Here is a 23,319-nt window from a genome sequence, read left to right as displayed (position 1 = left end):
GTATATTGAGCTTATGAAAACCAAGTTACATATCTTTAAAATTGTTGCCAAGCATCTTAGTTTTACGAAGGCGGCGGAACAGTTGTTTATCTCTCAGCCTGCCGTTTCTAAATCTATTAAAACCTTAGAAGAAGATTATAAAACCACGCTTTTTGTAAGGAAGCGGAATTCTATAGAGCTCACCGAAGACGGGAAGTCCTTTTTACTCTATGTTAATAGAATTTTGGCCATTTATACGGAAATGGAAGAACAGTTTTTGCATAAAAAAGAAAGGTTTCCAGAGTTGATTCGGTTTGGGGTTAGTACCACATTATCTAATTATATTATTCCTAAGAGCATCGCTAAGTTTAGAGCTCAATTTCCGCAAACTAAATTTGAAATTATTAGTGATAATTCTTTCAGTATAGAGGATTTAATTCTGAATGAAGAGATTGATTTCGGGATTACTGAAGGCCGTTTTAACAATTCAAAATTACATTTTGAAAAGTTTATTAAAGATGAAATTGTCTTGGTGACCAACGTTAATAATAACAGCTTTAAAAAGGGAAGTATAGATTTAGAGACCTTAAAAACTATTCCTATGATTGAGCGTGAAAAGGGCTCAGGGACCAAAGCTATTATTGATCAATTTTTAAAAGAAAACGGTATTAAAGCACTGCATACAGTGGTCTCTTTAAGTAGTACGGAAGCTATAAAAAATTATTTATACCATTCGGATCATTATGCCTTGCTGTCTGTACATGCAATTCATAATGATTTAGTGACGAATAAATTGAAAATTATTGATATCACTGATTTAAGTGTAGAACGCTGGTTTTATTTTGTGAAGCGTACAGGGTTTCAGTCTCAGAATCTTGAATTTTTTGAAAACTTCATCAGAACTAATTATAACTTTTAGTTATTGTAGATAATAAAATGATTTGCTGTTAAGTTATATCTAAGGTTTACTTTTGTGTAAAATATTAAGGACATGAAAGTTATTTTGGCGTTAATAAGTTATTCGCTCTGTATTGTTTTAGCCCTTTTGGGGGTTATAAACAGTCCAACCGCCTTAGTATTAGGATTTATTTGTACGCTGATTTTTAATCCTCCTTTTATAGGGTGTAGCCATAAGGTCATTCCTTATTTTTTAAAAATTTCGGTGGTGGGCTTGGGTTTTGGAATGTTTGTAAAAGAAACCCTTCAAACTAGTCAAGAAGGCTTAGGCCTAACGGCGTTTACTATTGGTTTAACGCTAGGCTTAGGTTTATTATTGGTGCGCCTATTAAAATTAGATTTAAAATTGGGCTACCTCATAGCCTCCGGAACTGCAATTTGTGGTGGAAGTGCCATTGCCGCTATTGCACCAGTTATTAAAGCTAAAAGTGGGGTTATAAGTATGGCGTTAGGGATTGTTTTTCTTCTTAATTCTATCGCCTTATTTGTTTTCCCTGTTATAGGGCATGGGCTTCATTTAAATCAAGAAGAATTTGGTTTATGGTGTGCGGTCGCTATACATGACACCAGTTCGGTGGTAGGGGCGAGCATTGGTTATGGTGATGAAGCCTTGCGAATTGCAACTACAGTAAAATTATCGCGGACCTTATGGATTATTCCATTGTCAATTTTCTCAATGTTTTTATTTAAGACTAAAGGCGAAAAACTTAAGATTCCTTATTTTATCTTATTATTTATCGGAGCTATTGTTTTAAATAGTGCTCAGGTGCTTCCTGAAGTTTTAACAAGTGGTATCGTTACCTTATCAAAACGTTTATTAATTGTTACCCTATTTTTAGTAGGGTCTACGATTTCGGTAAAAGAATTAAAATCTTTTGGGATGCGACCTTTAGTTCTCGCCTCAGTACTGTGGATTTTTATCTCAATTTTTTCATTGGTTTACATCCTTAATTAAATCAGGAGGCAGTATTAAAGGGCAAGCTTATTATAAACTAAGCGTTTTCGTTGCAGGTCTAAAAAGTTCCAACAACGCCTACGGTTCCTACACCAGCACTTACACGCCAACTGATCGTTTTAGGTTTAGCGTCTGCGTAGAATTTGTTCTTATTCATAAAGTTTTCAATACCATCTACCACCACGACGCTTAAGGCCATACCTAAACCAACATCACTTAACCAGTGAGCCTCTTCCCATAAACGTGAAATAGGGGCAATAGATCCCACGGCGTAAATTCCTGCTTTAGCCCAAAAACTATTAAATTGTTTGGCAATAGCGTGTGCCATAGTAAAGGATAAAACACTGTGTCCTGAAGGAAAAGAGTGGAAGCCAGGTTTGTTACTAAACGGTTCAAATTCGTTATAGTCTCCGCTATTAGGTCTCGCTCTTCCGACTACGGTTTTTGAAATGGATTGAATGAGTCCTGTGGTAATCGCTGAAGAAAAAATTAAGATTCCGGTATGTCTTACTTTTTCATTATCAGTTAATAATCCAAAACCATAGATACCTGTAGAGACCATAAAGAAGTTTTGTGGACTTCCAAAATACCAACCAAAATCCTTAAGAATTTGTGGGGCACCAACGGCTTGTTTAGCAAAGATACGGTTAGCCTCATTATCGCTGAGGTATAATAAGGTGGTTCCGGCTAAGATACCTCCGGCGGTTGCAAAATCATCACCTTTCCAACGTAAAGGTTGGGTGAAAGAATTCCCTACACTGCGTAAGGTTACTTTAGTATCGTATTTAAAATTATCCCAAATCTTACTCGGTTTAGAAATGGTTGTAGAGTCGGTTTGAGAAAAAAGAGACACTGAGACTAATGAAAGTAAACAGAGAATTGTAATTTTTTTCATAGCTGCTGTCATCATAAGGGCTAGGGGTTTAATAGGTGCAAATATAATAAAAGCCTTTGATTTGTATCAAAGGCTTTTAAGGTCTGCTTTATTATATAAAAGCATGTTATTCTGTAAGTGGTGCTTACATCATGCCAGGCATTCCGCCTCCGCCGCCCATAGGCATTGCAGGAGCATCCTCTTTAATATCTACTAACGCACATTCTGTGGTTAAGATCATTCCAGCAACTGAAGCCGCATTTTCTAATGCAATACGTGTTACTTTCTTAGGATCGATAATACCAACTTTAAGCATGTCTACGTAAGTTTCTGACTTGGCATCGTATCCAAAGTCTTTCTTACCTTCTAAAACTTTGTTGATTACTACAGAACCTTCTCCACCAGCATTTTCAACAATAGTACGTAAAGGAGCTTCAATCGCTCTATTTACAATTTGTACTCCTGTTGTTTCGTCTAAGTTTGCTGTTGTAATTTTTTCTAAGACTTTTTTAGCGCGCACTAAAGCAACACCACCACCGGCAACAATACCTTCTTCAACCGCAGCACGTGTGGCATGTAAAGCATCGTCAACACGATCTTTCTTTTCTTTCATTTCTACTTCAGAAGCAGCACCTACATAAAGTACGGCAACTCCACCAGCTAATTTTGCTAGACGTTCTTGAAGTTTTTCTTTATCGTAATCAGAAGTCGTTGTTTCAATCTGAGCTTTAATTTGGTTTACTCTAGCTTTGATATCTTCAGCATTACCTTCACCATTTACAATGGTTGTATTGTCTTTGTCAATGGTTACTGTTTCTGCAGTTCCTAACATAGAAAGGTCAGCGTTCTCTAAAGAGAATCCTCTTTCTTCTGAGATGACAACACCTCCTGTTAAGATGGCGATATCTTCTAACATTGCTTTACGTCTGTCACCAAATCCTGGCGCTTTAACAGCTGCAATTTTTAATCCACCACGTAATTTGTTTACAACTAATGTAGCAAGAGCTTGTCCTTCTACATCTTCAGCAATAATTAATAATGGACGTCCAGATTGTGCTACAGGCTCTAAAATTGGAAGAATTTCTTGTAAGTTAGAGATCTTCTTGTCAAATAATAAAATGTATGGATTTTCTAAATCAGCAATCATTTTATCAGAGTCGGTTACAAAATATGGTGATAAATAACCTCTGTCAAACTGCATACCTTCAACAACATCAACATAAGTTTCCATTCCCTTAGCTTCCTCAACAGTGATGACACCTTCTTTTCCAACTTTACCGAAAGCTTTAGCGATTAATTCACCAATAGTGTCATCGTTATTTGCAGAAATAGCGGCAACCTGCTTAATTTTGTCAGAGTCGCTTCCTACTTTTTCAGTTTGTTGTTCTAAGTCTTTAATAATTTCTTCTACAGCCTTATCAATACCACGTTTTAAATCCATTGGATTTGCACCAGCGGCAACATTTTTAAGACCTTCTTTTACGATAGCTTGTGCTAAAACGGTCGCTGTTGTGGTACCATCACCTGCTAAATCGTTGGTTTTAGAAGCCACTTCTTTAACCATTTGAGCTCCCATGTTTTCAAGCTCATCTTCTAATTCAATCTCTTTTGCTACAGAAACTCCATCTTTAGTGACTTGTGGAGCACCAAATGATTTTCCGATGATTACGTTACGACCTTTTGGTCCTAAAGTTACTTTTACTGCATTAGCTAAAGCATCTACACCGCGTTTTAAACCGTCGCGTGCTTCTATATCAAATTTAATATCTTTTGCCATTTTGTTATGTTTTTGTTTGTCCTGCTACAGCAGGCGTCTAATTAGTTTATTTTACATTTTCGATTCCGCATAAAAGGGCGGAATGACAGAAATTACATTAAAACAATTATATGATCGCTAAAATATCGCTCTCACGCATCATTAAGTAGTCTTTGCCTTCTAATTTAAGATCCGTTCCACCATATTTTCCGTAAAGTACAGTATCACCAACTTTTACAGTTAAAGGCTCATCTTTAGTTCCATTACCAACGGCAACAACAGTTCCTTTTTGTGGCTTTTCTTTTGCGTTATCAGGAATGATAATTCCTGAAGCTGTCTTAGTTTCAGCTTGCATAGGTTCTACAAGAACGCGGTCTGCTAAAGGTTTAATGTTTAAACTCATTACTTATATGTTTTTTGTTAATTATTAGTTTGATAATCGGGTATGTTCGAAAATTATGCCAATAGAGAATAGCTGACAAAGTTTCAGATTTTAAATCTGGTTTAGGGGTATAAAAAAAGCCAACTCTTAAAAGTTGGCTTTTTGTTATGATGATATGTAATCTTTATTATTCTGCAGTATTGGTATCTGTAGCAGGAGCTGCAGGTGTTGCAGGCATCTCTGTAGTTTCATTAGTATCTAAAGCTTTAGATTCAGAACCACCACCAGAACCAATGGTTAAGTTTGATGCTAAGATTAAAACAATTAATGCAGTGGCTAAAAACCAAGTACTCTTGTCTAAAAAGTCTCCTGTTTTTTTAACGCCTCCTAATTGTTGGGTACCTCCGCCACCAAATGACGACGATAATCCTCCGCCTTTAGGGTTTTGTACCATAATTACTACGACAAGTAAAAAAGCAACGATTACGATCAGGACTAAAAATATTGTAAATGCACTCATTGTTATATTGTATTATTATCTTTTAATTCTTTTACCAATTTTATTTGGTGTGCAAAGAAACTACTTTTTTCTGGATATTTCAAACTTAAAATTTTGTAAGATTGAATTGCTTTATCATAGTTTTTTTGCTCGAGATAAATTCGCGCTAAAGTTTCTGTCATTAAGCGGTCCGAAATGTCACTATCATTATCTACAAGCTTCGGTTTTGGGGCTGTTTTAGACACGGGTTTAATCTTAGGATTATCGCTAATAAACTTATCAATAATGGCTAATTTACTCTGTAATGGTGTCTTAATTTCTGCTTTTTCAGCTTCGGGTTTAGCTATTTCTTCTGGAGCCTCTGTTGCTTCTTCGCGCTCAATAGGTTTAAAACTAGTAATTTTTAACCACTGTGTAAACGAATGATTTTCTGACTTATCAAAGGTTAAAGGGCTTCCTATTTTAAGTTGTTTTTCAGGTGTAATCTGGTCCACATCTATAGCAATGATTGGGCCTTCCGTTGTTTCCGGAGCCTTATGTTCTTCTTCTGGAGTTTGCGCTTCTGTAGCTTTAGCTTCAAAAAGATCAGGGTCTAAGACGCCTTCGGTGGCTTTAATTTGTGCTTTTAGGGCATCATCTAGAGTCACACTTTTCTGAACCGTAATGTCATCAATGGCATTGACTTCAATAGCATTTATGGCTTCCAAATTTTGTTTAATATGTTCTGAAATCGCGTTCTGATTAAAAACATCAGAGGTGATAAAGTCAAACAAAACACTACGATCTGTGGTATAGGCCGCAGTGGTCTTTAAGGTGTTGTTGTATTTATAGCTTTCCTTTTGCTTCAAGGCTTTTAAATAGAGCGCTCTTAAGGGTTGAAAGTACGGATACTGCTTAATGGCCGCAGCAAGAGTATCCACTTCAGATGTACTAACCGCCTGAGGTTCTTTTAATAAATATGTTAAATCTTGAAGTTGCATAAGGCTACCAATCCGCTAAAGATGCATTAAGAATATCTTGGGTAAGACGTTCTAAAATTTCGTCAAAGGCCGTTGCTTTAATGCTCCCTGTAAGTTGATCTTCTGCAGGGTAGTCGTAATAAAATGAAAAACGACGTTCAAAATCTTTTTCAGAATCTTTGGTGTTGATATAACGAACATTCACACTGATAGTCAGTCTGTTTTGCGCTGCGGTATTTTCTGAAGTTGCGGTCATTGGAGAAATACGATATTCTACAATTTCGCCTTCGTAAATAACTTCGGCACCCGAGGTTACCAATTCTGCACTGGTTTGATTAACGATAAGATCTTGAAGCGTGTTGGTAAAGAGTTGGTCTAAACCAGGCTCAATAATATCGGCTGTATTTTGAAAGAAATTAACCTGAAACGATTCTGGCATATCTGTAATTCCGGTAAAGGAATAATTGACTTTACAGCCATAACAAACAAAACAAATGGCCAGGATTAAGGTATATTTAAATGTTTTCATTAACACATTAATTAGTGGTTATAGGACGTTACAATAATACACATTCTTTAGAGGGTGCAAAATTTAAAACAAGATATTAAAGATCGAATTGTTTAATTTTACGGTACAGTGTACGTTCGCTAATTCCCAATTCTGCAGCGGCTAATTTACGTTTTCCGCCATGACGTTCTAATGATTTCTTAATTAATTCAAGTTCTTTATCGTGGAGCGATAAAGTTTCTTCTTCCTCAATTTCTTCAGCAAAATCATACTTGTCGGTAAGATGCGATAAGGTTTCTTCGGAAGTTTCTTTGGTGTGTTCTGGTATAGAAAGCACTTCTAAATCTTCAACGGCGGCTTCAAAGGCTTCGTCTTTCTCGTCGCCGTAAATTTTTTGAATTAAATGCGCGTTGTCTTTTTGTACATCGGTATCGCTATCTTTTTTCATCAGTTCCATGGTGAGCTTTTTAAGATCATTAAGATCACTCTTCATATCAAATAGAACTTTATACAAAATTTCACGTTCACTGCTAAAATCACTTTCAGACTTAGCGTTATTCACAACGGCAGGTAAGTTACTCCCTGTATTAGGCAAATAATTCTGAAGTGTATTTGCATTTATAGTACGGTTCTGTTCTAAAACAGACACCTGTTCTGCCACGTTACGCAACTGACGGATGTTACCATTCCAACGGTATTTTAATAATAACACCACAGCTTCATCGGTAAGTTTTACCGTAGGCATTTTATACTTTAACGCAAAATCACTCGCAAATTTTCTAAATAATAGGTGGATGTCTTCTTTACGATCTCTAAGTGGTGGTAGGTTAATTTCTACCGTACTTAATCTGTAGTAGAGATCTTCTCTGAATTTTTCCTTTTTTATGGCCTCAAACATATTGACGTTTGTAGCAGCTACAATTCTAACATTGGTTTTTTGAACCTTACTAGATCCTACTTTTATAAATTCGCCATTTTCTAAAACACGAAGTAAACGCACCTGGGTCGTTAAAGGTAATTCCCCAACTTCATCTAAAAAAATGGTACCTTCATTAGCGACTTCAAAATAACCCGATCGGGTAGAGGTAGCGCCTGTAAAAGCTCCTTTTTCGTGTCCAAATAATTCACTGTCAATAGTTCCTTCTGGAATAGCACCACAGTTTACGGCAATATACTTCCCGTGCTTTCTGTGTGATAATTGATGTATGATTTTAGGAATACTTTCTTTCCCCACACCACTTTCTCCAGTGACCAATACAGAAATATCTGTAGGGGAAACCTGAATCGCTTTTTCTATAGAGCGATTAAGTTTAGGGTCGTTTCCTATAATCCCAAAACGTTGTTTTATGGCTTGAATAGATTCCATTGCTTAGTTAACGTAATTAAATCTTTCATTAAACTCAAAGGCAAATTCTGGCCCAAAATCATAGGCAATAACACGGCTTGAAATACGGCCAGCGGTATTATAATCTAAATCGAAGGTAAAAGCACTACCGTTAAAACTAGCGGCATTCCAATTGTTAGTAGATAGAAATTGCGCGATTTGTGGTCCTAACTCTTCGCTGTAATCGTCTTCTAAAAATTGTAACAAGTAATTGTCTTCAAAAACGACTTTCAAAGGATTTTCTTGATCATCAAACTGATAAGTAGTATTACTTTCAATATCGCCTGTAGTTGTACTACTGCTAATGTTACCATTAGCGGTATAGGCAATCGTTTCAGTTTGTAATACAAAATTCCCGTCAAAAGACTCCTTTTTAATGATACGGTCTGCACTATCTACGGTAAAAACAGTAGAGATGGTCGTGTTTTCTTCAGTTCTGGTGATGGTATTTCCGTCGTAGGTGAAGTTGTAAACATAATCGTCCTCCTCGTTTTCGTAATAATCATAAGAAATCTGAGAAATTACACCATTGGTATAAGTGACCAACGTTTCATTTGTGGTCGTCCCTTGTGCGTTTACAGAGCTAAAGCTTATGATTTGTCCTGAACTGTTTCGGGTAATGCTTTGATTTTCCGTTTCAAAAGGACCTTGGTTTGCCGAGATTTGATTGGTGCCTCCAACAACAATATTATTACTGATGTTAAATTGCGAGTTGGTCGTGGTCTCTATAGGAAGGCCTAAAAAGCTCACAAATAAATCGGTATCCAATTCGTAAGAAGAAAGCGTTAAGTCGGCACTTTCACTTCCGCTACCACCACCAGTATCTCCACCTCCAGAGGTTAATTCTGGATCTAAAGGTTCTGTGTTACAAGCTGTGACTAGACTAAGTGCAAATGCGATTAAAACTAATTTTTTCATATATGTTGTTGATTAGTTGTTTTTTGAATATCCAACGGCTTTTCCTATAAGCGTAGCGCTTGTGCAGTCGGTAATAAGGACATCTACTAAATCGCCCACTTTATAATGTTCTTTTGGGAACACGGCTACGGTATTATCAGAGGTTCTCCCTGACCATTGTTCATCTGATTTTTTCGAAGCCTTTTCAATTAAAATTTCAACCGTTTTATTAAGGTGCGCACGGGTATTCATGGCACTATGTTCACGCTCTAATTTAATAATTTCACTAAGGCGTCGTTTCTTAACTTTTTCAGGAACATCATCTTCCATTTTACGACCGGCAAGTGTTCCTGGGCGTTCTGAATAGGTAAACATATAACCAAAATTATATTTTACATACTGCATTAACGATAAGGTGTCTTGATGGTCTTCTTCGGTTTCTGTTGGGAATCCGGCAATTAAATCGACACTAATAGAGCAATCAGGGATAATACGTTTAATATTATCAATAAGCTCAAAATACTCTTCGCGAGTATGTAGTCGATTCATCTCTTTTAATATTCGGTTACTTCCACTTTGTACCGGAAGGTGAATATGCTTACAGATGTTATCGTATTTTGCCATGGTTTCAATCACGTCTAAAGTGAAATCTTGTGGATTAGACGTTGAAAAACGAATACGCATCTTCGGTTGTGCTTTTGCACAAAGTTCTAAGAGTTTGGCAAAATTAACAGCAGTCGCTTTTTGTAAGTCAGAGGCATTTGCAAAATCTTTTTTCAGGCCGCCACCATACCATAAATAACTATCTACATTCTGTCCTAAGAGTGTAATTTCTCTAAACCCTTTGTTCCAAAGGTCGTTTACTTCTTCAATAATACTTTGCGGATCTCTACTACGCTCTCTTCCTCTTGTAAAAGGAACCACACAGAAGGTACACATATTATCACAGCCACGGGTAATAGAAACAAAAGCGGTGATACCGTTACTGTTTAATCTTACAGGTGAAACATCACCGTAAGTTTCTTCTTTAGATAAGATAACGTTTATGGCGTCTCGTCCTTCATCGACTTCAGAAAGAAGATTTGGTAAGTCTTTATAAGCATCAGGCCCAACAACTAAATCAACTATCTTTTCTTCGTCTAAAAACTTTGTCTTTAAACGTTCTGCCATACAGCCTAAAACACCCACTTTCATTTTTGGGTTAATACGTTTTACAGCATTGTATTCTTGTAAACGTTTTCTAACGGTTTGTTCTGCTTTATCTCTAATAGAACAAGTATTTACTAAAACAAGATCAGCTTCTTCTAAGGTTTGTGTGGTATTAAAACCTTGCTCAGATAAGATTGAAGCTACAATTTCACTATCGCTAAAATTCATTGCACAGCCGTAGCTTTCAATAAATAGTTTACGTTGATTTCCTTCTTTATTGTCTAATATTAAGGATTCACCTTGCTTATTTTCGTCTATAATTTTCTCCATCTTTAGTGTTCCGTAAAACCGGAATAGCTCCTTTTTTAATTCGTATTTAAGGTTACAAAGATAATACTATTTTATAGATTGTGACAAAGTGGCAGTTATAATTTATGAAGGTTGTTTTATAGTCCGTAGGGTTTAAAGCTAGGACTTGCTTTTATACAGGAAGAGGTTTAGGACGGTCTTCAGTTTTAAAAGGTCTATATAATAAGGACAGATTTTATTTTCTAACACGCATAGCCTTGTTTATAAAACGAAGTTGGAGTAGTAAACGCCAAAGGCATGCATTTATGTAGGCCTTATTATAAAGGAAGGGACAGTTTTTAGACAAAATCTTCAAACTTATTAATTTTTATTAACCTTATAAGTCGGCTCTTGGTATAGCTTAAATGCTCTTGCATCGCTTATTTATTATCGATAAAATGCATTCTATTTATTATCAAATTAGGATTGTATCTTAAAATTCATATACATTTGTAAACGTAAAATGTTAAGAATGTCGAAGAATCTTGTTATCGTTGAGTCCCCTGCAAAGGCAAAAACCATTGAGAAATTTTTAGGAAAAGATTATAAGGTGGAGTCCAGTTTTGGACACATTGCAGATCTGCCTTCCAAAGAATTAGGCGTTGATGTAGAAGGCGATTTTATGCCGAAATATCAAGTGTCTAAAGATAAAAAGGATGTCGTTAAAAAGCTAAAGGATTTAGCAAAGAAAGCAGATGTTGTATGGCTCGCTAGTGATGAGGATCGCGAGGGAGAGGCGATAGCATGGCATTTAGCGGAAACGTTAAAGCTAGATAAAGAAAAGACGAAACGTATTGTTTTCCACGAGATTACTAAGACCGCTATTAACAAGGCTATTGAAAACCCACGTAGTATTGATTATAACTTAGTCGATGCGCAACAAGCAAGACGTGTTTTAGACCGTATTGTTGGTTATGAACTTTCTCCGGTATTATGGCGAAAAGTAAAAGGCGGGTTATCTGCAGGTCGTGTACAATCGGTATCGGTACGTTTAATTGTAGAACGTGAGCGCGATGTGCAAGCGTTTAAAGCGAAGGCATCTTACCGTATTGATGCAGAATTTACAAACGAGAATGGCAATTCATTTAAAGCCAAACTTCCTAAGAATTTTAATTCTGAAAAAGAAGCTTTAGCCTTTTTAGAACATAATATAGGAGCCTCTTATGAGGTAGCAGACTTACAAAAGAAACCTGCGAAAAAATCACCAGCAGCACCGTTCACCACGTCAACATTACAACAAGAAGCTTCACGTAAGTTAGGCTACTCCGTGAGTAGAACGATGACCAATGCACAACGTTTGTATGAAGCCGGTCTTATTACCTATATGAGAACGGATAGTGTTAACTTATCTGACGAAGCAAAAAAAGGTGCTGAGAAAGAAATTGTTTCAGCTTATGGTGCTGAATTTAGCAATCCTAAAAATTACAAAGGAAAAACAAAAGGGGCACAAGAAGCTCACGAAGCAATACGACCAACCGATTTTGCAAACCATACGGTAAATGCAGAACGCGATCAGGCCCGATTATATGATTTAATTTGGAAACGTGCTATTGCGTCTCAAATGAGTGATGCCAAATTAGAGCGTACCAATCTTAAGATTCAAATTAATTCTGAACATCAAATTAGCGAGCAATTTACAGCTAATGGAGAAATCATCACTTTTGAAGGCTTTTTAAAAGTTTATTTAGAAGGAACGGATGATGAAGATGCAGAACAAGAAGGTATTTTACCAGATTTAAAAGTTGGTGAAGCCCTTCAGAATAAATACATCACCGCAACGGAACGTTTTACACGTCCGCCAGCAAGATTTACAGAAGCTTCTTTAGTGAAGCAATTAGAAGAACTTGGAATTGGACGTCCGTCTACTTATGCGCCAACAATTTCTACCATTCAGAATAGAAATTATGTAGAAAAAGGAACGCATGAAGGGGATGAGAGAAGCTATAAGCAATTGGTTTTTGAAGGACAGAAAATCAAAGAAAATAGCCTCACCGAACAAACCGGTTCTAATAAAGGGAAACTGGTCCCTACAGATATTGGGATGATTGTTACTGATTTCTTGGTCAATCATTTTGAAAGTATTTTAGATTACAATTTTACAGCTAAGGTAGAAGATCGATTTGATGATATTGCAGAAGGTAAAGAAGACTGGAGAGCAATGATGAAAGATTTCTATACCGGTTTTCATCCGCATGTTAAAGACGTGCAAGAAAATGCAGATCGCGAATCTGGAGAGCGTGTTTTAGGGACAGATCCTAAAACCGGACGTCAGGTTAGCGTACGTTTAGGGAAGTTTGGACCTATGGTGCAAATTGGAACGATGGATGATGAGGATAAACCTAAGTTTGCGAGTTTATCGCCAGACCAACAGTTAAATTCTATTACGTTTGAAGAAGCTATGGATCTGTTTAAGTTGCCTAAAGCTTTAGGAACTTATAAAGATGAAGATGTTGAGGTTAATAATGGACGTTTTGGACCATATGTAAGATTCGGGGATAAATTTGTGTCGCTTCCAAAAGGTGTAGATCCTTTAAGTGTAGAGATGGATGAAGCCTTAGTGTATATTAAGGAAAAAGAATTAGCAGACGCTCCTATTTACGAGTACAAAGGCATGGATGTTATTAAAGGGAAAGGCCGTTTCGGACCCTTTATTAAGTGGAACAACATGTTTATTAACGTGAATAAAAAATACGATTGGGACAATTTATCTGATGAGGATATTGTAACCCTAATTGAAGATAAGATTCAAAAAGAAATTGATAAGGTTATCCATAACTGGGAAGAAGAAGGTGTTCGTGTAGAAAAAGCACGTTGGGGTAGGCATAATATTATCAAAGGCAAACAAAAAGTAGAGTTAGCCAAAACGGTCGATGTGAGTAAGATGACATTGAAGAAGGCCATGGCTTTACTTGAAAAGAATGCGCCTAAAAAGAAAACGACCAAAAAGAAGGCCGTTAAAAAGACCGCGACGAAGAAGACCGCGGCTAAAAAGAAAACAACGACAAAAAAGAAGTAATTGAATATGAATTTTACTTTTCTTACGCCAGTATCTGATGCCGTTATCGCTCATAACGATTTAACCGCACAACAAGCGCTAGGAAAAAAAATAAAGATCCATTCTCGCCAAGATGGAATGCCTGACTTAGAAGGCGTGCAAATGGCAATCATAGGGGTGCTCGAAAACAGAAACGACGTCAACTACGTGGGCGCTCCTGTAAATTTTGATGCGGTAAGAAAAACCATTTATACCTTGTTTCCTGGAAATTGGCACACTACGGTGGCCGATTTAGGGGATATACAACCCGGGGAAACGGTTGATGATACCTATTTTGCAATCCGTACCGCAATTACCGGACTTGTAGAAAAACAAATCATTCCAATTATCTTAGGCGGAAGCCAAGATTTAACATACGCTAATTATCGCGCTTACGATGGGCTACTGCCTATGGTAAATGTAGTGAGTGTGGATACTAATTTTGATTTAGGCGACGCTAACTTACCGATAAGAAACAATAGTTATGTAGGGAAGGTAATTGTTGAAGAGCCTTACAATCTTTTTAACTACACCACCATTGGTTATCAGACTTACTTCAATTCTCAAGAAGAAATCGACCTTTTAGAAAAACTGTATTTTGAAGCGTATCGTTTAGGAGAGATTTCAGGAAATGTCAGTAGGGTAGAACCTTTAATGCGGGATGCCCATATTGTCTCTGTAGATTTAAAATCCGTACGCGCTTCCGAAGTGAGCGAAAGTCAGAAATATTCGCCAAATGGGTTTTCAGGAAAAGAAATCTGTGCTATTAGTCGTTATGCGGGGATTAGTAATAAGGTCTCTTCATTTGGGATCTACGAATACAATGCCTCTACAAATGATAGTGCAACTTCCATGTTAATTGCACAAATGGTGTGGTATTTTATAGAAGGTGTTAATTGCCGTGTTAAGGATGACGATTTTCATAACGAAAACCATTACCAAAAATTTAACGTTTTAGTGGAAGAAGATGAATTGATATTTTTCAAAAGCCTAAAAACAGGGCGTTGGTGGATAGAGATTCCATTTTTACCAAATGTTAATAATAAATTAAAAAAGCATACGTTATTACCATGCATGCATTCCGATTATATTGACGCCACTCGCGGAGAAATCCCAGAACGTTGGTATAAAGCTTACAGGAAGAATAGCTTTTAAATTTAGCCGTTTATCCGATTTTAACACTTTTTTAATCGATGAAATGCTAATTTTTAGGGTGAAGTGTAAAAAAAAATTAAAAAAAGTTGTTTATTCGGAAATATATAAATATGTTTACGACCTCAAAAATAATAAGGACTAATTTAACCTAGAGTTACTATGAATATTAAGAAGTTTATTTTACTAACCGCAGTACTAGCAATGGTAGCCAGTTGTAATTCTGGAGACCGAGGACAACTGGTAGGTGTTCAAGGTAAGCAGTGGCACCCAGAGAAGCCCTATGGAATGACATTGGTGCCAGGAGGAGCATTTATTATGGGTAAATCAGATGATGATTTAGCAGGCGTACAAGATGCCCCAACCAAAACCGCAACCGTTCGTGCATTTTACATGGATGAGACAGAAATCACCAACAGTGAGTACCGTCAGTTTGTAGAATGGGTAAGAGATTCTACGCTTCGATTAAAATTAGCTGAGATGGCAGACTTAGAAGGTAAAACTCCTGGGAGTGGAGATATCGGAGAGTTCGCTTATGTAGATTCTGATCCTGAGAATCTTAATGCTTACGAAAGCTACATGTTAAATACTTATGGTAACGAGCAAAGAAAAATTAACCGTGATGTTGAATTAATTTTCGATACTAGCGAATATCCAGACGAGCTTTATGCTGAGGTTATGGACGGTATGTACTTGCCTTTAGAGGAATCTTACAATGGGCAACGTACTTGGGATGTAAAACAATTTAAATTCCAGTATACCTATATGGATATCCAAAAAGCGGCAAAAGATAGAGGGTTAAAGCGTTCTGAAGTTGTAGTGCAACAAGAAGTTGAGATTTATCCAGATACAACAGCTTGGATTAGAGATTTCGCATACTCTTATAACGAACCAATGCACAACGATTATTTTTGGCACGATGCTTACGGTGATTACCCAGTAGTTGGTGTGTCATGGAAACAAGCACAAGCGTTCTGTCAGTGGAGAACTTTATACCACAATTCAGATAGAAAGAAAAGAGGAAGACAACCTGTTAACTCTTACAGATTACCTTCTGAAGCAGAATGGGAATATGCTGCAAGAGGTGGTTTACAAGGTGCAACATACCCTTGGGGTGGACCTTACACTAAAAACGATAGAGGATGTTTTATGGCAAACTTTAAGCCTTTAAGAGGTGATTATGCTGCCGATCAAGCTTTATATACCGTAGAAGCCGATTCTTACGATCCTAACGATTTTAACTTATACAATATGGCTGGTAACGTTTCAGAATGGGTAAACGGTTCTTATGACCCAGCTTCATATGAGTACGCTTCATCAATTAATCCTAACGTAAATGATCCAGATAACGCACGTAAAGTCGTTAGAGGTGGATCTTGGAAAGATGTTGCTTATTATTTACAAGTAAGTTCTAGAGATTACGAATATGCAGATTCAGCAAGAAGTTACATTGGGTTCAGAACAGTACAAGATTATATGGGTACTGAGGTAACTAAAAATGCTGCTACAAATTAAATTAATTAACTTAAACTTAAATATTAATCCTAAAATGAGTGTTAACTAACCAAGCTCATTTAAACTAAAAAACTTAAAATCATGGCAAAAAAGAAATTATCAACAATGAATATGGTCTATGGACTAGGAGCTGCAATTGTAATTGTTGGAGCATTATTCAAGATCCAACACTGGCCGGGTGGATCTGCTATCCTTACTATAGGAATGGTTGTTGAAGCACTTGTATTTACAATCTCTGCTTTTGAAAAGCAAGGTGATGACTTAGATTGGTCTTTAGTCTACCCAGAATTAGCAGGAGGACAATCTGTAGGGAATAAAAAATCAGCAAAAGCTATTGAAGAGCCTAAAGATGCTGAAGGTATGTTATCTAAGAAATTAGACAACTTATTAAAAGAAGCTAAAATTGATGGTGCACTTATGGCAAGCTTAGGTGATAGCATCAAAAACTTTGAAGGTGCAGCAAAAGGAATTTCTCCAACTGTAGATTCTATGGCATCTCAAAAGAAATATAGCGAAGAAATGTCTTTAGCAGCAGCACAAATGGAGTCTTTAAATAGCCTTTACAAAATCCAAGTAGAGTCTGCTAACCGTCAAGCAGCAATCAACGAAGAAGCTGTTGAAAACGCAACTAAGTTAAAAGAACAAATGCAATCATTAGCATCTAACTTATCATCTTTAAACGGTGTTTACGGAGGTATGTTATCTGCAATGAACAAGAACTAATTAGTTTTTTTTTATAATCACTATTAATTAATAAATAAAAACGAATTAGAATGGCAGGAGGAAAACAGTCCGCAAGGCAAAAAATGATTAACCTGATGTATTTGGTATTCATTGCTATGATTGCAATGACAGCAAGTAAAGAAATATTATCAGCGTTTAGTCTGTTTGATAAGAAATTTGAAAATGCAAACGAATTAGCGGTAAATTCAAATACAACTTTATTAAAAGGTTTAGAAAAGCAAGCAGAAGAGAAACCAAATGAATTTGGTACAACTTATGCTAATGCTAAAAAAATCAGTTCATTATCAGATGAGTTCTATGCATTTTTAGAGACGCAAAAGAAAATGATCCTTGATAAAGGTGGATACGCAGAAGAGTACAAAGAAAATGGACTTTTACCAGCTGAAAAGATGGATAAAGGTACTGTATTAGACGAAGCTTGGTTTACAGGTGATCGTTTAACAAAAACAGGAGAAGCGTTTGTAGCAAGAATTGAAAAATATAAGTCTGATATTAGAGAGGTATTAGGAGATGACGTTGCTTTTAACCCAGCTAAAGAAACTTTGGAAAACCGTTTCACAACGGCTGAAATGACAAACAAAGAAGGTAAAAGTCAGAGTTGGTTAGAATATAACTTTAAAGCTTTTCCAGCTGTAGCATCATATACTAAGCTTACGGCTATGCAAAATGATATTAAAGCTACTGAGGCTAACCTTTACAATGTATTTTTAGGGAATACAGTTGATGAAGTGACTTCATTGAAGAACTATACAGCAATCGTTATTCCAGACAAAAATGCATTTTTCGCAGGAGAAACTTTTACAGGTAGAGTTGTACTTGGTAAGTATGCTAACGTTACACCTACAAAGTTAAAAGTAGGAGAGAATGAATTAGATTTAAATAGAGAAGGAGCAATTGATTCTACAGGTGCTGCTCGTATTGAATTTAAAGTTGGTAATGTTGGTGAGCATGATATTAATGGTCAATTTACGTTCTCTGAGAAGGGGCAAGATTTACCAATCGATTTTAACGGACAATACGTTGTTGTACCAAGACCAAAATCTGCTACCATCTCTGCAGACAAGATGAATGTTGTTTATCGTGGTGTTGCTAACCCAATGACCATTTCTTTTGCTGGTGTTCCAGATAATAAAGTAAATGCTTCAGGAGCTGGTTTATCTAAAGCTTCAGGTATTGGTAAATACACTATGAATCCTGGTTCTGGTAGAGAAGTAACTATTAGTGTTACTGCAACATTAGATGACGGTTCAAAAGTTGGCGATAAGCAAACTTTTAGAATTAAAGATATTCCAAAGCCTACAGGAACAATTGCAGGTAAAGATGGTTTAGTAAAATTACCTAAACGTAACTTATCAATTGGTACTGTTGGTGCTAAGTTAGATGACTTTGTTTTTGATTTACCAATCAACGTAACGTCATTTAAAGTAAAAGTACCTGGGCAGCCTACAGTAGTTGTAGCTGGAACTAAAATGAATAGTCAAGCAAAATCAGCAATCAACAGAGCACGTTCTGGAGATGTTGTAACAATCTTTGATATTCAAGCGAAAATTAAAGGAAATAGCTCTTACCGTTTAAAAGGTGTGAACCCTGTAACGGTTGAGGTAACAAACTAAGAATTAAATTAGCTATTGTCCTTAAAACAAAATCCCAAATTATAATAAAAGATAAGATGAATTTAAAAAGCTTTTTATGTGTAGGAATAGGTGTATTGGCCGCAAACACTATGTTTGCTCAAGCTAATATCCTTAATGCCAAAATACCAGAAGAAATTGGTATGAAAACTGAAGCACAGTTACTTCTAGATAACGACAAGCCTTTAGAATATGGATATGTTGGTGATAGAGATATCTTATTTTCTAAAATGACTTGGGAAAAGATTGTTTTAGATGAGCGTGCAAACTTCCCATTATATTTCCCTATCGAAGATAACTTAGGTGAAGACAGAAAGTCTTTATATATGGTTATCATGGAAAATGTTAACAATGGAAATATTCCAAAAGTATATGCAGATTCTTATTTTACAGAAGAGCGTACTATGGAGGATTTATTACCGACGTTAAGAAAAGAGGAAATTATGGATGAAGGGATTGACTGGATGAACGCCGAAGGGGTTTCTGACACGTCTTTAATTCCTGAAGAGTACGTAATCCGTAGAGAAATTGGACCAGCTGATATCAACTCTTATTTAGTTAAAGGACTTTGGTATTTTGATAAGCGTCAAGGGGAATTAAAGTATCGTATTTTAGGAATTGCACCTGCAGCTCCAGATGTGAACTTTATTGATTCTGATGACGAAGCTAATAAAGAACCTATCGGATTATTCTGGATCTTTTTTCCAGAAATAAGAGATATTCTTCATGATGCTAAAGCGTTTAATAATAAGAATAGCGCAGTGCCATTATCTTTTGATCACTTGTTAAACAGCAGACGTTTTAGCTCTGTTATTTATAAAGAAGCTAACGTTTACGGTGATAGAGAAGTTAAAGATTACGTTGCTGAAAACTCTCTAATGCAATTATTAGAGTCAGAACAAATCAAAGACAAAATCAGAAACTTTGAACAAGATATGTGGAGCTACTAATTAGCTAAGACATAAATCATATAAACGCTCACTTTTTAAGTGGGCGTTTTTTTTGGTCTTATTTTAAAAGAGATCTCCTTTATATCCTAAAGATTAGGGCGCCTATCACAAGAATCTTGGCAAACATTTATTTACCTTTGTAAGCATGAAAAATGTCGATTATATTGTTGTAGGTTGTGGCTTAGCAAGCATTTCGTTTTGCGAAATGTTAAAGGCTAATGATAAAAGTTTTGTGGTATTTGATGATGAATCTCAACGGTCGTCTAAGGTGGCTGCCGGACTCTATAATCCGGTAATCTTAAAACGATTTTCAGCCGTTTGGAAAGCCAAGGAACAACTCGCTTTAGCCGCACCGCTTTATGAGAAGATTGAAGCAGAGACCCAAAGTCACTTCGATTATAAACTGCCTATCTTAAGACGCTTTACGTCTATTGAAGAACAGAACAAATGGTTTACGGCTTCAGATAAGCCACTTTTAGAGCCTTATCTATCGACTTCATTAGTTAAGAACAACAACCCTTCTGTAGACGCTCCTTTTGGATTTGGAGAAGTGCTCCACGCTGGTCGGATTGATACCGAAACGCTTATAGCGAACTACAAGGCTTCATTAAAGCAACAAGATCGGCTTATAGAAGCGACTTTTAAGCATGATCTTATTCAATTTGAAGGTGAAACTTTGGGCTATGAAAGCATAAGTACAAAACAGATTATTTTTGCGGAAGGCTTTGGGGTAAAGCATAATCCTTATTTTAAAACCATTCCTTTAGCCGGATCTAAAGGGGAAATACTCACCATTAAAGTGCCAGAATTAAAGTTAGACAAAGCGCTTAAATCGTCCGTATTTGTCATTCCATTAGGTGACGACTTGTATCATGTAGGGGCGACTTATAATAACGAGGACAAAACCAATACCCCTACAGAAGCGGCTAAAGCCCAATTAATTTCAAAATTAAAAAGCTTTGTTACCTGCGATTTTGAGATTGTAGATCATGTGGCAGGCGTAAGACCTACGGTAAAAGATCGTAGACCTTTAGTTGGGCAGCATGAGACACATCAACAACTCTATGTGTTAAATGGCTTAGGGACCCGTGGGGTTATGATTGCACCGTATGTGGCACAACAATTATTTAGATATATTGAATTTGGAGAGGCTTTAAATCCTGAAATTGATATTAAGCGCTTTTCTTAGCGAGGTCTTTTTCGGTTTTACTTTTCGCCACCAAATCTTTGTTGTAACTCATAAAGAAGTTAATCCAAATATTACGAGATAAACGCATAATAATAGGCATAAAACCGATTAAGGTGAGCACAATGGCCACAAAAGCAACGGTCAAAGAAAAGTTTAAAATTACAAAAGTAATGATGAAAGCAGCAACCGCAAACGCAACCGCTACCGCATAACTTACGTACATTGAACCATAGAAAAAAGAAGGTTCAATCTCATATTTGGTATGACAATGCGAACATTTCTCTTTCATTTTAATCACATCAGAAAGGACATAAGGGTTCTTGGTGACGTACATGGATTCTTGATGACATTTTGGGCAAACACCAAAAAGAATACTATAAAGTTTCATTCCTTTTCTAATCATAACTAAAACCTTTATTTTTACGTTTTTTAAGACGCAGTAAAGATAAAACTTTATTGCCGATCCATTGTAACAATTGTCACCTAAAGACTTTTGTCATATTTATAATATCTATGTTAAACATCCACAATCTTTCTATATCCTTTCAAGGCGAATACCTCTTTGAAGAAATAACATTTAAACTAGGTCCTGGCGATCGTATTGGTTTAATTGGTAAAAATGGCGCGGGGAAATCCACCATGCTAAGAATTCTTTCTAAAGAGCAAGAACCCGATACGGGTCAGATTGCTGCGGATAAGAGTTTAAAAATTGGATTCTTAAAGCAAGATATTGATTTTGACTTCGGAAAAACGGTCTTAGAAGAATCTTACGAAGCTTTTAAAGAAATTAAGGCTTGTGAAGCGCAACTGGAAGATATCAACATTCAATTAGCAGAACGTACCGATTACGAAAGTGACACCTACCATCAACTTATGGTAGACTTAAATGATGTACAACATCAATACGAAATATTAGGCGGTTATAACTATCAAGGTGAAACTGAGAAGATTTTACAAGGTCTAGGGTTTAAACGAGAAGATTTTAATAAACTCACCGATACCTTTTCCGGCGGATGGCGTATGCGTATAGAATTGGCGAAATTATTATTGCAGAATAATGATTTACTACTTTTAGATGAGCCTACCAACCACTTAGATATCGAATCTATCATTTGGTTAGAAAACTTTTTAAAAGGGTATAGCGGTGCTGTAGTTATCGTATCTCACGATAAAATGTTTTTAGATAATGTAACCAACCGTACCATTGAAATTTCTTTAGGGCGTATTTATGACTATAATAAACCCTATTCGCAATTTTTGGTATTGCGTAAGGAGATGAAAACCCAGCAGCTGGCGGCACAGAAAAACCAAGAAAAGCAAATTCAGCAAACCGAAAAGCTTATTGAAAAGTTTAGAGCAAAAGCTTCTAAAGCTACCATGGCGCAATCCCTAATTAAAAAGTTAGACAAGATTGATCGTATTGAGGTCGATGAAGATGATAATAGTGTTATGACCTTAAACTTTCCGGTTTCTATTACGCCAGGAAAAGTGGTGGTCGAAATGGAAAATGTGTCTAAAAAATACGGGGATCTTCAAGTTTTACATAATGTGAATTTATCTGTAGCCCGCGATGTAAAAACTGCTTTTGTAGGACAGAATGGTCAAGGAAAATCGACGTTGGCTAAAATTATAGTAGGCGATTTAGAGCATGAAGGGCAATTAACCCTTGGGCATAATGTTCAAATTGGGTATTTCGCACAAAATCAGGCAGAGTATTTAGACGGTAATAAAACCGTGTTAGATACCATGATTGATGCGGCCAATGAAACTAATAGAAGTAAAGTACGTGATATTTTAGGATCGTTTTTATTCCGAGGAGAAGAAGTAGAGAAGTATGTTAAAGTACTTTCAGGAGGGGAACGTAACCGTTTAGCCTTAGCGAAATTATTATTACAGCCGTTAAATGTTTTAATAATGGATGAGCCTACCAACCACCTTGATATTAAATCTAAGAACGTTTTAAAAGAGGCTTTAATTAAATTTGAAGGGACGCTAATTTTAGTTTCTCACGATAGGGATTTCCTTCAAGGGCTTACCGATACGGTTTATGAATTTAAAGATCAGAATATCAAACAGTATTTAGGCGATATCGATTTTTATTTAGAGCAGCGTAATCTAGAAAACCTAAGAGAAGCTGAAAAACGCACAGTGATTGCTGATAAACCTAAGGAGAGCAACAAGCAGAGTTATGAAGACCAAAAGAAATTAAAGTCTTTAAATAATAAACTCAGTAATATAGAGTCTAAAATTAATCAGTTAGAAAAAGAGCTTAAGGCTGATGATGTTAAGTTGGCAACGGACTACGATAAGACGGCCTCAGACCCTAAGTTTTTTGATGAGTACCAAGGGAAGAAGAAAAAATTAGAACAGCTTATGAGCGACTGGGAAGTGGTACAAGAAGATTTAGACCGGCTTTCTTAGTTTATATTAAGATTTTTTTAACGCATTCACTTCGCT

20 protein-coding genes are annotated in these 23,319 nt (G+C 36.4%); 10 read left to right on the top strand and 10 right to left on the bottom strand.

The genetic code is table 11. The annotated features are described in order from the left end of the window. The first annotated feature begins 13 nt into the window (after positions 1–13). Complete coding sequence (locus tag ACFQ13_RS09930; protein ID WP_386116850.1) at positions 14–898, top strand: LysR substrate-binding domain-containing protein; 885 nt, start codon at positions 14–16, stop codon at positions 896–898. 72 nt (positions 899–970) lie between these two features. Then, positions 971–1,891 (top strand): YeiH family protein, encoded by a 921-nt coding sequence (locus tag ACFQ13_RS09925; RefSeq protein WP_386116847.1) that lies wholly within the window; start codon positions 971–973, stop codon positions 1,889–1,891. A 58-nt stretch (positions 1,892–1,949) separates the two neighbouring features. Here ACFQ13_RS09925 and ACFQ13_RS09920 read toward each other — a convergent pair whose 3' ends face one another. The 9 genes from ACFQ13_RS09920 to miaB all read right to left on the bottom strand — a co-directional run bounded on the left by ACFQ13_RS09920 (position 1,950) and on the right by miaB (position 10,629). Continuing rightward, positions 1,950–2,801: a phosphatase PAP2 family protein gene (locus ACFQ13_RS09920; RefSeq protein WP_386116844.1), complete on the bottom strand. Its 852-nt coding sequence runs from the start codon at positions 2,799–2,801 to the stop codon at positions 1,950–1,952. A 109-nt stretch (positions 2,802–2,910) separates the two neighbouring features. Next, a complete protein-coding gene (gene groL, locus ACFQ13_RS09915; protein ID WP_386116841.1) occupies positions 2,911–4,542 on the bottom strand; it encodes a chaperonin GroEL in 1,632 nt (543 codons plus the stop codon). 106 nt (positions 4,543–4,648) lie between these two features. Continuing rightward, entirely contained in the window at positions 4,649–4,924 is a 276-nt protein-coding gene (locus ACFQ13_RS09910) for a co-chaperone GroES (protein ID WP_114310545.1), read from the bottom strand. 166 nt (positions 4,925–5,090) lie between these two features. Further along, complete coding sequence (gene secG / locus ACFQ13_RS09905) at positions 5,091–5,423, bottom strand: preprotein translocase subunit SecG (protein ID WP_386116839.1); 333 nt, start codon at positions 5,421–5,423, stop codon at positions 5,091–5,093. Between the two features lie 2 nt (positions 5,424–5,425). Beyond that, complete coding sequence (locus ACFQ13_RS09900) at positions 5,426–6,382, bottom strand: hypothetical protein (RefSeq protein ID WP_386116837.1); 957 nt, start codon at positions 6,380–6,382, stop codon at positions 5,426–5,428. A gap of 4 nt (positions 6,383–6,386) precedes the next feature. Continuing rightward, complete coding sequence (locus ACFQ13_RS09895) at positions 6,387–6,890, bottom strand: LptE family protein (RefSeq protein ID WP_114310542.1); 504 nt, start codon at positions 6,888–6,890, stop codon at positions 6,387–6,389. Positions 6,891–6,966: 76 nt separating this feature from the next. After that, complete coding sequence (locus ACFQ13_RS09890) at positions 6,967–8,235, bottom strand: sigma-54 interaction domain-containing protein (protein ID WP_386116835.1); 1,269 nt, start codon at positions 8,233–8,235, stop codon at positions 6,967–6,969. Positions 8,236–8,238: 3 nt separating this feature from the next. Continuing rightward, complete coding sequence (locus ACFQ13_RS09885) at positions 8,239–9,171, bottom strand: hypothetical protein (protein ID WP_386116832.1); 933 nt, start codon at positions 9,169–9,171, stop codon at positions 8,239–8,241. 12 nt (positions 9,172–9,183) lie between these two features. Next, positions 9,184–10,629 carry a tRNA (N6-isopentenyl adenosine(37)-C2)-methylthiotransferase MiaB gene (gene miaB / locus ACFQ13_RS09880; RefSeq protein ID WP_114310539.1) on the bottom strand — a complete coding sequence of 482 codons (1,446 nt, stop codon included), beginning with the start codon at positions 10,627–10,629 and terminating at the stop codon, positions 9,184–9,186. A 490-nt stretch (positions 10,630–11,119) separates the two neighbouring features. On the opposite strand from miaB, the gene topA reads away from it, so the two are divergent. The 7 genes from topA to ACFQ13_RS09845 all read left to right on the top strand — a co-directional run bounded on the left by topA (position 11,120) and on the right by ACFQ13_RS09845 (position 20,862). Then, positions 11,120–13,663 (top strand): type I DNA topoisomerase, encoded by a 2,544-nt coding sequence (gene topA / locus ACFQ13_RS09875; protein WP_386116828.1) that lies wholly within the window; start codon positions 11,120–11,122, stop codon positions 13,661–13,663. A gap of 6 nt (positions 13,664–13,669) precedes the next feature. Continuing rightward, positions 13,670–14,836, top strand: coding sequence for a formimidoylglutamase (locus ACFQ13_RS09870; protein ID WP_386116825.1), 1,167 nt, complete (start codon positions 13,670–13,672; stop codon positions 14,834–14,836). Between the two features lie 165 nt (positions 14,837–15,001). Continuing rightward, positions 15,002–16,348, top strand: a complete 1,347-nt coding sequence (porK, locus tag ACFQ13_RS09865) for a type IX secretion system lipoprotein PorK/GldK (RefSeq protein WP_449361600.1) — start codon at positions 15,002–15,004, stop codon at positions 16,346–16,348. Between the two features lie 81 nt (positions 16,349–16,429). Continuing rightward, entirely contained in the window at positions 16,430–17,071 is a 642-nt protein-coding gene (porL, locus tag ACFQ13_RS09860; protein WP_386116819.1) for a type IX secretion system motor protein PorL/GldL, read from the top strand. A gap of 50 nt (positions 17,072–17,121) precedes the next feature. Continuing rightward, positions 17,122–18,705 (top strand): type IX secretion system motor protein PorM/GldM, encoded by a 1,584-nt coding sequence (gene porM, locus ACFQ13_RS09855; protein WP_386116816.1) that lies wholly within the window; start codon positions 17,122–17,124, stop codon positions 18,703–18,705. Positions 18,706–18,761: 56 nt separating this feature from the next. Beyond that, positions 18,762–19,673, top strand: a complete 912-nt coding sequence (porN, locus tag ACFQ13_RS09850) for a type IX secretion system ring subunit PorN/GldN (RefSeq protein WP_386116813.1) — start codon at positions 18,762–18,764, stop codon at positions 19,671–19,673. 145 nt (positions 19,674–19,818) lie between these two features. Then, positions 19,819–20,862 carry an NAD(P)/FAD-dependent oxidoreductase gene (locus tag ACFQ13_RS09845; RefSeq protein ID WP_386116811.1) on the top strand — a complete coding sequence of 348 codons (1,044 nt, stop codon included), beginning with the start codon at positions 19,819–19,821 and terminating at the stop codon, positions 20,860–20,862. Here ACFQ13_RS09845 and ACFQ13_RS09840 read toward each other — a convergent pair. Beyond that, the gene (locus ACFQ13_RS09840) at positions 20,846–21,265 is read right to left on the bottom strand and encodes a DUF983 domain-containing protein (RefSeq protein WP_386116808.1); all 420 of its coding nucleotides are present in this window, start codon (positions 21,263–21,265) and stop codon (positions 20,846–20,848) included. The two genes, ACFQ13_RS09845 and ACFQ13_RS09840, sit on opposite strands and share 17 nt — an antisense overlap. A 110-nt stretch (positions 21,266–21,375) precedes the next feature. Here ACFQ13_RS09840 and ACFQ13_RS09835 point away from each other — a divergent pair, with 110 nt between their 5' ends. Further along, positions 21,376–23,283 carry an ABC-F family ATP-binding cassette domain-containing protein gene (locus ACFQ13_RS09835; RefSeq protein ID WP_386116805.1) on the top strand — a complete coding sequence of 636 codons (1,908 nt, stop codon included), beginning with the start codon at positions 21,376–21,378 and terminating at the stop codon, positions 23,281–23,283. Positions 23,284–23,319 lie beyond the last annotated feature (36 nt).

The organism is Winogradskyella rapida (assembly GCF_042675845.1).
Taxonomy (GTDB): domain Bacteria; phylum Bacteroidota; class Bacteroidia; order Flavobacteriales; family Flavobacteriaceae; genus Winogradskyella; species Winogradskyella rapida.
Note: the sequence above shows the minus strand (reverse complement) of the source record. Positions and strands in the feature narration are given on the sequence as shown.

Excerpts from the sequence above, each read along its gene's own strand:
- ACFQ13_RS09930 (WP_386116850.1), top strand. The coding sequence starts at position 14 with ATGAAAACCAAGTTACATATCTTTAAAATTGTTGCCAAGCATCTTAGT.
- topA (WP_386116828.1), top strand. The coding sequence starts at position 11,120 with ATGTCGAAGAATCTTGTTATCGTTGAGTCCCCTGCAAAGGCAAAAACC.
- miaB (WP_114310539.1), bottom strand. The coding sequence starts at position 10,629 with ATGGAGAAAATTATAGACGAAAATAAGCAAGGTGAATCCTTAATATTA.
- secG (WP_386116839.1), bottom strand. The coding sequence starts at position 5,423 with ATGAGTGCATTTACAATATTTTTAGTCCTGATCGTAATCGTTGCTTTT.
- groL (WP_386116841.1), bottom strand. The coding sequence starts at position 4,542 with ATGGCAAAAGATATTAAATTTGATATAGAAGCACGCGACGGTTTAAAA.
- ACFQ13_RS09900 (WP_386116837.1), bottom strand. The coding sequence starts at position 6,382 with ATGCAACTTCAAGATTTAACATATTTATTAAAAGAACCTCAGGCGGTT.
- ACFQ13_RS09835 (WP_386116805.1), top strand. The coding sequence starts at position 21,376 with ATGTTAAACATCCACAATCTTTCTATATCCTTTCAAGGCGAATACCTC.
- ACFQ13_RS09910 (WP_114310545.1), bottom strand. The coding sequence starts at position 4,924 with ATGAGTTTAAACATTAAACCTTTAGCAGACCGCGTTCTTGTAGAACCT.
- porM (WP_386116816.1), top strand. The coding sequence starts at position 17,122 with ATGGCAGGAGGAAAACAGTCCGCAAGGCAAAAAATGATTAACCTGATG.
- ACFQ13_RS09870 (WP_386116825.1), top strand. The coding sequence starts at position 13,670 with ATGAATTTTACTTTTCTTACGCCAGTATCTGATGCCGTTATCGCTCAT.
- porL (WP_386116819.1), top strand. The coding sequence starts at position 16,430 with ATGGCAAAAAAGAAATTATCAACAATGAATATGGTCTATGGACTAGGA.
- porN (WP_386116813.1), top strand. The coding sequence starts at position 18,762 with ATGAATTTAAAAAGCTTTTTATGTGTAGGAATAGGTGTATTGGCCGCA.
- ACFQ13_RS09840 (WP_386116808.1), bottom strand. The coding sequence starts at position 21,265 with ATGATTAGAAAAGGAATGAAACTTTATAGTATTCTTTTTGGTGTTTGC.
- ACFQ13_RS09920 (WP_386116844.1), bottom strand. The coding sequence starts at position 2,801 with ATGATGACAGCAGCTATGAAAAAAATTACAATTCTCTGTTTACTTTCA.
- ACFQ13_RS09885 (WP_386116832.1), bottom strand. The coding sequence starts at position 9,171 with ATGAAAAAATTAGTTTTAATCGCATTTGCACTTAGTCTAGTCACAGCT.
- ACFQ13_RS09890 (WP_386116835.1), bottom strand. The coding sequence starts at position 8,235 with ATGGAATCTATTCAAGCCATAAAACAACGTTTTGGGATTATAGGAAAC.
- ACFQ13_RS09895 (WP_114310542.1), bottom strand. The coding sequence starts at position 6,890 with ATGAAAACATTTAAATATACCTTAATCCTGGCCATTTGTTTTGTTTGT.
- ACFQ13_RS09845 (WP_386116811.1), top strand. The coding sequence starts at position 19,819 with ATGAAAAATGTCGATTATATTGTTGTAGGTTGTGGCTTAGCAAGCATT.
- ACFQ13_RS09925 (WP_386116847.1), top strand. The coding sequence starts at position 971 with ATGAAAGTTATTTTGGCGTTAATAAGTTATTCGCTCTGTATTGTTTTA.